This window comes from Corynebacterium jamesii (assembly GCF_046097395.1).
In the GTDB taxonomy this organism is placed as follows: domain Bacteria; phylum Actinomycetota; class Actinomycetes; order Mycobacteriales; family Mycobacteriaceae; genus Corynebacterium.
Genome location: NZ_CP175789.1, coordinates 732,446 through 744,195 on the forward strand (window position 1 = coordinate 732,446; position 11,750 = coordinate 744,195).

The 11,750-nt window shown below is 61.6% G+C and carries 11 protein-coding genes; 6 read left to right on the plus strand and 5 right to left on the minus strand.

The window, feature by feature from the left end; translation table 11 throughout:
* Positions 1-4: 4 nt before the first annotated feature.
* Genes ACKFRT_RS03365 through ACKFRT_RS03375 form a run of 3 tightly spaced genes read left to right on the plus strand, consistent with a single transcriptional unit; the run spans position 5 to position 1,213 of the window.
* On the plus strand, positions 5-334 hold the full coding sequence (locus ACKFRT_RS03365; RefSeq protein ID WP_408925740.1) for a hypothetical protein: 330 nt from the start codon (positions 5-7) through the stop codon (positions 332-334).
* Between the two features lie 20 nt (positions 335-354).
* On the plus strand, positions 355-1,038 hold the full coding sequence (locus tag ACKFRT_RS03370; protein ID WP_408925741.1) for a YceI family protein: 684 nt from the start codon (positions 355-357) through the stop codon (positions 1,036-1,038).
* Between the two features lie 10 nt (positions 1,039-1,048).
* Entirely contained in the window at positions 1,049-1,213 is a 165-nt protein-coding gene (locus tag ACKFRT_RS03375; protein WP_296214537.1) for a hypothetical protein, read from the plus strand.
* 16 nt (positions 1,214-1,229) lie between these two features.
* On the opposite strand, the gene ACKFRT_RS03380 is transcribed toward ACKFRT_RS03375, so the two are convergent.
* Entirely contained in the window at positions 1,230-2,489 is a 1,260-nt protein-coding gene (locus tag ACKFRT_RS03380) for an alpha/beta fold hydrolase (protein WP_408925742.1), read from the minus strand.
* 88 nt (positions 2,490-2,577) lie between these two features.
* On the opposite strand from ACKFRT_RS03380, the gene ACKFRT_RS03385 reads away from it, so the two are divergent.
* Positions 2,578-3,804, plus strand: a complete 1,227-nt coding sequence (locus tag ACKFRT_RS03385; protein WP_408925743.1) for a glycoside hydrolase family 1 protein — start codon at positions 2,578-2,580, stop codon at positions 3,802-3,804.
* A complete protein-coding gene (locus ACKFRT_RS03390; RefSeq protein WP_408925744.1) occupies positions 3,804-5,015 on the plus strand; it encodes an MFS transporter in 1,212 nt (403 codons plus the stop codon). The genes ACKFRT_RS03385 and ACKFRT_RS03390 overlap by 1 nt, the downstream gene beginning before the upstream one ends.
* A gap of 3 nt (positions 5,016-5,018) precedes the next feature.
* Here ACKFRT_RS03390 and ACKFRT_RS03395 read toward each other — a convergent pair whose 3' ends face one another.
* Positions 5,019-6,434, minus strand: coding sequence for an HNH endonuclease signature motif containing protein (locus ACKFRT_RS03395; protein WP_408925745.1), 1,416 nt, complete (start codon positions 6,432-6,434; stop codon positions 5,019-5,021).
* A 156-nt stretch (positions 6,435-6,590) separates the two neighbouring features.
* Between ACKFRT_RS03395 and ACKFRT_RS03400 the strand changes: the two genes are divergently transcribed.
* Complete coding sequence (locus ACKFRT_RS03400) at positions 6,591-7,391, plus strand: SDR family NAD(P)-dependent oxidoreductase (RefSeq protein ID WP_408925746.1); 801 nt, start codon at positions 6,591-6,593, stop codon at positions 7,389-7,391.
* Here the strand turns inward: ACKFRT_RS03400 and ACKFRT_RS03405 are convergent.
* From ACKFRT_RS03405 to ACKFRT_RS03415, 3 genes are all read right to left on the minus strand, one after another.
* A complete protein-coding gene (locus ACKFRT_RS03405; RefSeq protein WP_408925747.1) occupies positions 7,360-8,631 on the minus strand; it encodes an amidase family protein in 1,272 nt (423 codons plus the stop codon). The genes ACKFRT_RS03400 and ACKFRT_RS03405 overlap by 32 nt on opposite strands.
* Positions 8,618-10,297 carry an FAD-binding dehydrogenase gene (locus tag ACKFRT_RS03410; protein ID WP_408925748.1) on the minus strand — a complete coding sequence of 560 codons (1,680 nt, stop codon included), beginning with the start codon at positions 10,295-10,297 and terminating at the stop codon, positions 8,618-8,620. The genes ACKFRT_RS03405 and ACKFRT_RS03410 overlap by 14 nt, the downstream gene beginning before the upstream one ends.
* A gap of 84 nt (positions 10,298-10,381) precedes the next feature.
* On the minus strand, positions 10,382-11,614 hold the full coding sequence (locus ACKFRT_RS03415) for a class I SAM-dependent methyltransferase (RefSeq protein WP_408925749.1): 1,233 nt from the start codon (positions 11,612-11,614) through the stop codon (positions 10,382-10,384).
* Between the last annotated feature and the right edge of the window lie 136 nt (positions 11,615-11,750).

Genomic DNA, 11,750 nt, shown 5'->3' on the forward strand with positions numbered 1-11,750 from the left:
TTCCATGCCTCGACCGAAGCACTGTGCCTGGTGCGGCAGGGTAATTGAGCCCGGGCCGACGAACCGGCCGCGCAAGTACTGCAACCAGTCGTGTCGCCAGCGTGCCTACGAGCAACGCGCACAGCTGGCAGGCACCTCCATCCCAGCCGATTCCGTGATCTTGTCAGCGAACGCGGTCGAAAGATTCCATGACGACCTCTTCGAGCTCCGCTGCGCGGCCGAGGATCTGTGCACGGCGGTCCGGGAAGGGGAGTCGATAGAGGCGGTGGAGGAGTTGGCGTCCGAACTAGAAGACCTGGCCCGCCGCATCGAGCGACTTAGGGGACACAAGTAGGAAGGGCTATGCTGTAGGGCATGCGTAAGGGAATCATCACTCTCGCCGTAATTGGCATGATCGTCGGTGTGCTGATGGCATTCGGGCCGCTGGTCGTGAATTTCTTCAGCGACCGCGGGCTCCGTACCGCAGACATAACCGCAGGTGGCGAGCCTGCGAGCGTGGGTGTAGACGGCTCCTGGCACGTGGTAAGGGGAGCCGGTGACAATACCTCACAGGCCGGTTACACCTTCGACGAGAAGCTACCCTCGGGCTCCAAGACCACTTCCGGCCGCACAGAGAAGGTTGAAGGAGACTTCAAGGTCGAAGGCAAGAAGCTCACCGAGGGTAAGGTCACCGTCGACGTCGCTAGCATCAGCAGCGACGTGGAAAAGCGTGACATCAACGTGCGAAACCACATCCTGCACACCGATGAGTTCCCGAAGGCTTCCTTTACACTGACGAAACCCGCCGACGTTTCTCAGCTGCCGGACGACGGTACGACCGACAAAGTGAAGATCACCGGCGATCTGGAGCTGCACGGCCAGAAGAACTCGGTGACCACGGACCTGAAGGTTCTGCGCACGGGCGAGAACGTGGTTCTACAAGGCAACGTTCCATTCAAGCGCGGCGACTTCGGCATCGAGACTCCGCAGTTCGTCGCCTCAACAATCGCCGACGAAGGCACCGTGGATCTCTTGTTGGTGCTCGAGCAGGTTAAGTAAGCTCAGGCACATGTCTCCGGAGCTGCTCAAGTACTCGCGCATCATGCGCATCGTCGTGCTGTTGTTCTTCATCGGCTATCTGCTGTGGAAGGGTACGGCGGTAACGTATTTCTTTGCCGCATTCTGCGTACTATTCCTGGCTGCCACGTGCTACCAACTGTGGCAGAGCCGATAATATACATTATGACACTTTAGCTTCCAATCACGTTCGGCATTGCTGCACTTCCTTCCACGGAGCCCTGCAGCTGCCCCACTGGCCCCTCACATGTCCGCCCCAGCGGTTCGCCGCGGAAACGCTTCAGGATGAAGTCGATACCGAACGCACCACCTGTCACCGCCTGAATGAAGTGATTGTATTCACCCACCGGTGGCATGATGTCGTCGCGGTATTCCACCTGCGCACCTTTCGCGCACCACGTGCGCGCTAGTTCCTTCGCCTGGTTGTATTCAACGTTCTTGTCATGACGCCCAGATATCACCATCACCGGCGCCACCGGACGCTTAGTGCCAATGCGTTGGCGCTCCATAGCCTCCCGTGCCTCTGGCATATCCTTCAATAGCTCGTCGAGCGTCTTACCAGACTTCGTCCATTCGCTCGTCTTCCTGTGTCCGTACTTCTCCGTAATCTCCCCGGTGCACATCGTAGACAGATCCTTTAGCGCCTCTTGGCCTTCTTCATTGAGGTGTTCATCAAGCAGTGGCCGCAAATGCGGATAACGCTCCAGCAGGCCATTGATCGTAAAGCCGATCGCTCCCATAAGGTCCGAACCGTCGATATTGCGCTGCACGGCCTCTAAGTCCGCCGGCGGCGCCGACGCGTACGCACCCACCACATTTAGCTCCGGCGCATACTCGCCCGCGGCTTCCACCGCCGCTGCAGATGCGCCGCCGCCCTGCGAGTGCCCGTAAAACGCCACCGGACCGTCGCCCACGCCCGCAGCTCTCGCGGCATCCAACATCGCGTGCGCCTGGTCATCCCGGTTCATATACGTATGCACGCCCGGGGTACCCATACCGATATAGTCGGTCACCACCACACGCACGCCTTTAGAGGCAAATACCCAGTCGTAGATTCCCTCCAGGTTCACCAAACGCTTCGACTTGATCGGATCCGGCTGCCCATCCAGAGGCCAGTTCTTGCTCGGCGCACATTGGTCGCCCTGCCCAACCGTTCCGCGGCCAATGACGACCGTGGGGCGTGGCCCCTTGCCTTTCCACTCCACCACCGGCTCCACAATATAGCCACTGACCTGTGCTTTCTTTCCCTCTGAAGTGGTCGTCGTGTACTCGATCCGATCCACCGTCTTCGGCATTCTCATATGCAGGTCGCCGAACACATTGGAATATGCGACCTTCTCCCTCTTTGTCACTTCTGCCGCCTGAGCAGGCGTCGCGAATCCGGCAATTGCAATGGCTGTAGCGCATGCGAGCGCTGTCGTCTTTTTAATCATTGCTTAGTTCTACCAAACCAACTACCCCCATTGGGGTAAAACGGAAAACTTAGCCAACGGAAACTAAGGGCGTCAATAAGTTAAGTACATGGACCTTAGCCACATCCGCATCGGTACAGCATCGGCGGGACTACAGATCGAAGGATCACCCCGCCCCAACAATTGGAGCGAATGGACCGCCAAAGACGGCACCACCCCACATCCCACCACTGACCACTGGCGCCGCTGGCGCGAAGACAACCAGCTCATGAGCGACCTCGGACTACAGATCGCACGCGTCGGCGTGGAATGGTCGCGCGTCGAGCCCGAGCCCGGCCGCTACGACCACGAAGCCCTGCAACGCTACCGCGAAGAGTTCCTGGATCTGCGGGAACGTGGCATCGAGCCACTCGTTACGCTGCATCACTTCGGCCATCCCGCGTGGTTCGAAGCCACCGGGGCGTTCACCCGCGAGGCCAATGTGGAGATCTTCCTCCGCTATGTCGACGTTGTCTTAGACCATCTCGGCGACTTCGTGCACGACTGGATCACTATCAATGAGCCCAATGTCTTCGCTACCGAAGCCTATCTCTTCGGCTCTACCCCACCCGGCCGCGGCGGCCTCGCTAAAGTCCGTCCGTGCTTGCGCAATATGGCGGCCGCTCACCTACTCGCCTACCAGCGTATACACTCCCGCCTCGAGTCTCCGCGCGTAACTTTCGCCCACCACCGGCGCGTTTTCGCCCCCATGAACCCGCGCAACCCTCTCCACCGCACCCTTACGCCCCTGGTCGAGTGGCTATTCCAGGGTGCAATCGAACCCGCGTTCTTCGAGGGGCGTTTCCACCCCCTACTCGGCCGCCCGGACATCGAGGTTCCCAGCGGCGGGGTCTTCGCGGACGCTGTGGCCATCAACTATTACTCGCGCACAGCGGTTCGCGGTTTTTCCGACGCCACGTTCCCCGGCACCCCAACCAATGATCTCGGCTGGGAGATCTATCCGCCGGGGATTACCGAGGTCTCCGGCGAATTGGCACGCCGCTACCAACTGCCCGTGTGGATCACGGAAAACGGCACTGCCGATGCCCACGAGCGCTTTCGCTGCGCTTTCATTCTGGATCATCTGGCGGAGCTGTCCCGCCTGCCGGAGGTCGAGCGGTACTACCACTGGTGCTTCGTCGACAACTGGGAGTGGTCAGAGGGCATGGCGCAGAAGTTCGGTGTGGTGGATATAGAACGGCAGGTCAAACCCGCGGGGCGACTACTGCAGGAACTGATCCGCGAGGGTGCTATTACCCCAGAAATTGATGCGAGGTTCCGGGAGGAAGGCCACTAATGTTGCAAACACTCACCGCCGCCGAGCGCGAGCCGCGGCTGTTCTATTGGAAGTTCGGCATCGCATTTTTCGGTTCAGTGTTTTCCTGGGCTGGGCCGACGCAACTTCTGTTGGGTTTGCAGATGATCCAGCTGCGCCCGGATACCAAGGAAGATTCCCTCGCCCTCATGATGATGTTGGGCGGAGCCACTGCCGTCGTTTCCAGCCTGCTGACCGGCTATATTGCAGACCGCAGCTGGTTTTGGGTGAACCGCTGGGGTAAGCGCCTGCCGTGGGTGTTACTGGCGGCGCCGCTGGCCACTGTCGGGTTGCTGTTGATGTCTTTCACACCCAGCTTCTGGGTTTTAACTGGGCTGTGGTGCCTGGTCCAGGTATTCGTTGCTTTCGTAACGAATAACCTCATGACGGTCACCGCTGATGTTGTGCCGCAGGAGAAGTTCGGGTTGGTTTCCGGAATCGTCGGCGCAACATACACATTTGGAATTGTCGGCGGGACCGCGGTTGCGACGGCTTTGCCGATTCAGCAGGCGTACTGGGCTGTGGGCGCCATTTCCCTTCTTTTCATCTTCCAATTCGCCGTCGGGCGCGGCCGCGTTGATGTACACGTCCAACCGCATAATTCGCTGTCTGTGACGGTCGGCGATGAGGGGTCGTATCGGAACTATTGGCTTGTCTTCACCAGCCGTTTCGTGATCCACCTAGCCAACTACACCAGCTTGTTCTACCTGCTGTATTACCTGCGCGACCACATCGGCGTACCGGATCCGGACGCGGGCGTGCTGGCGCTCACCGCCTTGTATGCGGTGTTCACGATCATCACGGCGTTTATCAGCGGTGGCGTGTCGGATCGGCTGGGGCGACGGAAGATCCTGGTGGTCATTTCGGCACTTGGTGTCGCTGTTGCTACGGGCATGATGACTATCGCCACCGGCATGGGATTGGTTTATGCCGCGGCGATGCTGTTGGGGTTGAGTTGGGGCGTGTTCAGCAGCGTGGATCAGGCCATGGTCAATGAGTCGCTGCCCAGTAAGAAAAACCGCGCGCGCGACGTATCACTCATGTCGCTCACCCAGGGAGTGAGCAACATGTTCTGCGGCGGCTTGGCGGCCCTCGCGCTGAGGCATTTCGACTACCCCGGCATGTTCCTGATGTGCAGCATAATCTGCGTGTTCGGTGCGCTGCTGGTTCTGCCCGTCACCTCCTCTAAGTAGTGGCTAGAACGGCGGCTCCTCCTCGTCCCTGTGCAACTGTTCGAGCTGCTCGATCTGGCTGCCTAGTTCCTCTCGCGCCAACTCTGCGATGGCGTTGGCAATCGTGATCTCACTGTTGATACGTCGCTGGAGCTCTTCCTTAATTTCCTCTACGGAGGCGCAGTTCAGCATCTTCTGTAGCTCCTCACGGGTGATAGACAGCCCGCGTGGCATCATCGGATCAGCGTTGAGCTTCTCCTCGTTGAGTTTGCGCACAACCCGCGCCTTGCGCACCCCACGCTCGGCGAAGTTCTCGCGCGCCAGCGGCCCATCGGGCACGGTCACAACCTCGTGGCTGTCACCGTGCGAGGTCCACACTTCGATGCCATCAGCGTGCAGCGCGACGTCCCAGGTACCAGCCGTCTTCAGGCGGTGATGGGTACGACAAAGCAGATGCATATTCGCCGTTGACGTCGGTCCGCCGTCGGCGTGGCGGTGCACATGGTCGATGTCGCATGTGTACCCCGGCGCATCGCAGCCTGGGAAACGGCAGTGCCCATCGCGCCCTATTACTGACGCCCGCAGCAACTCCGTCGGCTGGTATCCCTCCGTCGCGGTGTACCCGGGAGCCGCCAGGTGGGTGACTTTCGCAAGCCACTCGCAGCTAGCGGCCTCGGTTAGCCAGTGGTCCTCGGCGAAGACTCCGCGGGGTTGCGACCCGACGGCCTTATACAGGTTCAAGGTGACATCGGTGGTGATGTTTTGCTCGAGCATCGCCAGGAAGGCCTCTCCCATGGAGCATCCGCGCTTCAGGGAGGCCGCCTTCACCGCCTTGTGCAGTTCCACGCCACGCAGGCGCGGAACTGTGAGGGTAAACGCAGTGGTCTCGTACTGACTGCGGTCGATCATTAGCTCCGGCGAATTCGTATCCATGGGCGGAGTAACGTCCAATGGAGCCGCCAGCTTGTCCCGGTCCCCCACAATCGCCTTGACCTTGTTGTACGCCGCCCGCGGGGTGGGAACCTGCTGGTTCGGCACGGTGGGTTTGAGGGCCTTCAGGATCTCCTGCTCCACCTCGCCGCGGTTGTCCGGGGCTACAGCCTGAACCGCCTCCATGACCTGCTGGATATGGCGAATAGTGAAAGCGCCGCTGCGGAACAACTGGTGGAGTTGTGGGAAGACTTGGAGCATCAGTCCAGCGTCGGCATAGTTGGCCGCCACTACCTTGCTGATACCGAAACGCACGGCGAGCTTGGAAACATGGTCGGGAACGAGGTCGTCCGGCGCCGGAGTAGACTGCTCGACCATGGCGAGGTGGGTCAGATTGAGGGCACGGGACGTCGCCGTTAGCGGGTCGTCGGAACGCGCAAGCCGGTAGTAAGGCTCGGCGGTATCGGGCGGTGGCTCGGTGGAGTTTGTGGTGAGTGTAGTGGTGTTCATACGATCCCCTTCGTGAACTAAACCTAGTTTAGAACACACAATCGAACAGTGTCAATACCCTTAGCAAATTAAATGCCAAGACTCAATCTTTACTAGAACGTTTGACCTATTCTTCTTTCGCCACCCAACCCCCAGATTTCGTGTAAAAATGACATCATGAGCACTTTGGACCTCTCCCAAGAAACCGTCCTCATCACCGGCGCCAGCTCGGGTCTCGGCAAGGAATTCGCCACCCAACTGGCAGCCAAGGGCGCAAACCTCGTTCTGGTCGCGCGCCGCCAGGATCGGCTGAACAGGATTGCGACGGAGATTAAGAGGCGTCATAAGGTAAAGGTCGAGGTAATAGCCAAAGACCTATCCGAGCACGGCGTGGCGGGCGAGATCTCGTGGGAGCTGTCCACGCGCGGGATCACGGTAACCTCGCTGGTCAACAACGCGGGCTTCGCGAACTACGAGTCTTTTAGTGACATCCCGACGGACAGCCTGCGCGCAGAAATTGCGGTCAATGTCCACGCACTGGTCGAGCTGACCCACATGTTCCTGCCGCGGTTCGAGGATCGCGGGAATGGCTTCATCCTGAATGTGGCGTCCATTGCGGGGTTCCAGCCCTCCCCCGGCATGGTGGTTTATGGCGCGACGAAGGCGTTTGTGCTGTCGTTTACCGAAGGTTTATACGCGGAGCGAAAGGGCTCCGGCGTGCGGATTATGGCGCTATGCCCGGGACCGACCGAAACGGAATTCTTCCGGGTGGCGGGCAGCGACCGCGCCGACGGTGGGCTGAAGCGCATGAGCAGCCGCGACGTTGTCGCCGCGGGTATTGAAGCGCTACTGCGCAAGTCGCCGCCACCATCGGTAGTCGCGGGCACGCGCAACAAGGTGCTAACAAGCATCTCGCAGCGCATGCCACGGCGCGTCATGACGGAGGCTATGGCGCGGATAATGAAGCGGCAAGGTTAAGAAGTAGCCGCTCGTCGCGAGCTACGAGCTGCACGCCAATGGGTAGGCCATCTATTCCTCTACCTGCGGGGATGCTCATCGCGGGTTGTCCGGACACATTCCACAGCGCTGTGAAGGCAACCGAGGGCAAACTCGCGATCTGTGCCGCCAACATTCCCTTGCCCGACAGCACACCGGCGCGCGCCGGGCGGGAAGCGACGGTTGGGGTCAGCAGCACGTCGATCTCGTCGAAAACCCGATCCAATTGCTCCCCCAACCGATCGGAAAAGCCCTCCGCCCAGCGCAGCACCGGACCTTGCGCCCACACTCCTGCCGCGCGGGTGACCTTGTGGCGCCTTTCGATGCGCTCGGGAAACTCAAGGTCAGCGATTTCCTTGCGAATTCCAGCAAAGAACTGCGTGACGAAAGCCGCCGTAGGGTCCTTATGTCGCAGAGTGTAGTCGCGCACCTCGTGGCCCATTCCACGCAGCCGGTCAGCCATCGCGTGCACAGCACGGACGTGGTCTCGGTGTGGTGGGGTTAGCGGCGTTGAGGGTTGCAGGCTCACACCGATTCTTAGTGACGCCCCCTCGGTTTCGGTAGCGACGGAGTCAGATAGGGCGTCAAAAAGAAGGGCGCAGTCGCGTGCAGTACGGGCGATGGGTCCAGCAGTGCCGAGGCGGCACCACAGTTCGCCGGGGAGAGTGCCGCGCGCGGGCTTCAAACCGTACAGGCCACAGTGCGCGGAGGGAATGCGGATGGACCCGCCACCGTCCCCGCCGACGGCGAAGGGCACCCAGCCAGCAGCAACGGCGACTGCAGAGCCTCCGGAGGAACCGCCCGGGGTAAAACGCGGATTGTGCGGGTTGCGGGTGATCCCGCGGGCCTCGGACTCGGTGAACGGGAAGGCGCCAAACGCAGGCATGGTGGTTTTGCCTAGAATGATCGCCCCGGCTTTGCGCAAGCGGCGAACGATTTCGTCGTCGGCGGTAGCGGGCGTGGGGTTCGCGTTCGTCCCGAAGGTGGTGGGTACTCCGCGGACCGCGACTTCCTCCTTGATGAGCACCGGCACGCCGTGCAGTGGGCCGGGGTCGGTGCTGGAATCTAGGTCGGCGGCGGCTGCCAGCGCTTCATCGTCCAGAAGCACCGAGACTGCGTTGAAGTGTCGGTCCTGGGCGCGGATGCGGCGCAGGGTCTTCTCAATGAGCGGAACCGCGCCATGTTCCAGAGCCTCGTTGCGCCATTGGTTAGAGCTCAGCAATGGTCGCCTTCAGGTTCTCGCCGACGCGCTTACCGGAGTGGATGCAGCCGCCGAGGAACGTGCCTTCGAGGGCATTTTTACCGTGCATGCCACCACCGCCAAAGCCGGCGACCTCGCCCGCGGCGTAGAGACCCGGCAACACCGAGCCGTCGGTGCGTAGGCACCGGCCGGACAGGTCGGTCTCGATCCCGCCAAGGGTCTTGCGGGTCAGCACGTGCAGCTTGACGGCGATCAGTGGGCCCTTCGACTCGTCGAGCAGGCGGTGCGGGGCGGCGCAACGGACGATCTTGTCGCCGAGGTAGCCGCGGGCGGTGCGGATGTAGTTGACCTGCGCGTCCTTGCTGAAGTTGTTGTCGATCTGCGAGTCGCGGTCTTCGCTCACCCGGCGCAAGTCATGGACGTCGAGGGCGGGTGCGTCTTCGTCGGCGATGGCGTTCATGCCCTCGACCAGGGAGCCGAGGTCATCGGCAACTACCCAGTCTTCGCCGTGGTCCATGAAGGCCTTCACGGCGGGGTGAGTCCCGGGGCCAACCTTGGACAACAGGTTCTTGACCTTCTTAATGGTCAGGTCCGGGTTCTGCTCGGAGCCGGAGAAGATGAACTCCTTGTCGGCAATCGTCTTGTTGAGGATGAACCAGGAGTAGCTGTGGCCCGTGGTGCCGAGGTGCTTCATGGTGGCGATCGTGTCGCCGCCCGGGATGAGGTTGGACGGGAAGCGCTTGCCGGTCGCGTCGACCCACAGCGAAGACGGTCCCGGAATGATGCGGATACCGTGGCCGGGCCAGATGGAGTTCCAGTTCTTCATGCCTTCGGTATAGGCCCACATGCGGTCGGTGTTCACCAGGTTTGCGCCGGCGGACTCGGAGATCTGAATCATGCGGCCGTCGACGTGCGCGGGCACGCCGGTGACCATGTCGTTCGGCACCGGCCCCCACTGGTCGGTCGGCCACGCGCGACGCACCAGGTCGAGGTTGCCGCCGATGCCGCCGGAAGTTACGACGACAGCACGCGCGCGCAGCTCGAACTCCCCTACGGTCTTTCTAGAAGACGCCACGCCGCGGTCCAGATCGCTCGGTTCCAGCACGCTGCCGCGCACGCCGACGACGGCGTCATTTTCTACGACTAGCTCGTCGACCTGGTGGCGGAAGCGGAACTCGACCTTGCCCTCTGCCTCGGCGGCCTCAATGGGCTCGCGGAAGACGCGCACGACCTCAGGACCGGTGCCCCAGGTCAGGTGGAAGCGGGGCACGGAGTTGCCGTGGCCGCTGGCGTCTCCGGAACCGCGCTCGGCCCAGCCGACGGTGGGCAGTACGTTCAGACCCAAAGACTTGAGGTAGTCGCGCTTCTCCGTAGCGGCGAAGCGGACGTATTCGCGCCCCCAGCGGCGGGGCCAGTAGTCGTTGTCAGTGTCATCGAACTGCGCGGAGTTCTCCCAGTCCCGCCAGGCAAGTTCCTCGGAGTCCTTTACCCCCATCAGCTTCTGCTCGGGGCTACCTACATAGAACAGGCCCCCCAGCGACCAAAAGGCCTGCCCGCCCAGGTTGTTGCGGTTTTCCTGGTCCAGGATCAAGACGTGCAAACCCGACTTCTGCGCCTCATAGGCGGCGACGAGCCCGGCCAGGCCGGCGCCGACAATGATGACATCGGGGTTAGTTGGAGTAGTCACGGGAGCGTTCCTCTCAAGGTAAATCGCCAATAGTTATTATTACGCTAAAACTATATGACGATCCTTGTGGGGAAAATCGCGAAACTACTTAGGGCCGAGAACGAATTGGACGCATCCAATGTCACCTCCGGCGGCCAAGGCCTCGTGCAAAGCCAGCTGATAGTCCCAAAGGCGTCGGAATACCGGGTCGAACCCGGCGGCCGCGGCTTGGCGTTCGCGGGAAAGGAAATTCGCGCGCCACAGCGGCAAGGTGGCGCGCAGATGGGCGCTGAGGTTGTTCTCGGCGACGACGGTCAGCTGGGTGTGCTCGGCTGCGGCCTCGCGCACCTGCTGGACAGTGGGGTACTCCAGGGCGGGCCACACGTAGGCGCGCATGACATCCAACGACTCGCGGACGGTTTCGCGCATCTCGTCGGTGGCGACGATGGACTGGATCACGGCCAGACCATCATCGGAAAGCATGCGATCCACGGCCTTAAGGTAGTGGCTCAAACCACCCACGCCGAGGGTCTCCATCCGCTCTACGGAGAAAACAGCCTCGTAGCGGCCCGACCACTGTCGCGGGGAGGGCACCGGCCCGGCTATCCGCTCCACAGTGACTGCTCCTCCGACACCGGCTGCATGGACGCGGGCGCGAACGGCATCTGCGTGGTCTTCGTCACTGGTCAGCACGTCCACACGCGCGCCGCGCTTGGCTGCCTGCACGGCCAGCTGCCCGCCGGAAGAAGGCATTTCCAGCACGCGGTCGCCAGGCCCCACCTCGGCTTCGTCGAGCATGGTAGTGATGCGACGGGCTTGCGCGTCGTCGAGATCCAGACGGTCCACTTGATCCGGATCTCCGAACCAGGTGAAGTCGATGCCCCCGTCGTGGGCACTGGTACGGGAGGCACTGCTGAACTGCGCAGCACCCGTCGCGCGGGTGGCGCCGGCGTAGAGCTCCACTAGGGCCTCTGGTAGTTCACCGGAAGCCGGACCACGACGCTTCGCGGTGCGGCGGGCGAAGAACTCGCCGAATTTCCCTTCGAAGGGCTGTTCCATCAGGGCTCCGAGAACCTCCGGGAGGGGTTCAGCGAACCACTCCCCGGCCATGTAGCCCTCCGCCAAGCCCAGCCACCCCTCGGCGACCACCCGATCGATCACCTGGCCATCCCGAACGACCATGTGCGGCACCGTGCCGGCGTCCAAAGCAATACCGTGAGACGAAAGAAGAGCTTCCATGCGCGCGGTCACGGCTTCGGCGCGACGGCCCATGAAGCGAGCGTGCGGGGCGGCCACGAGGCGCGGCCAGCGATCCTCGTCGATGTACGGAGACGTCATCCTGCCTTCCTTTTGCGCTGTAACTCCCCCCGAAGTTACTAGGAAAACAACTTCTGGCTTCCGAGGCACAGCCGAAATAGCATGAATTTCTCGGAACCGGGGGTTCTCGGTGTGAAGCGCGACGCTGAAACAATTA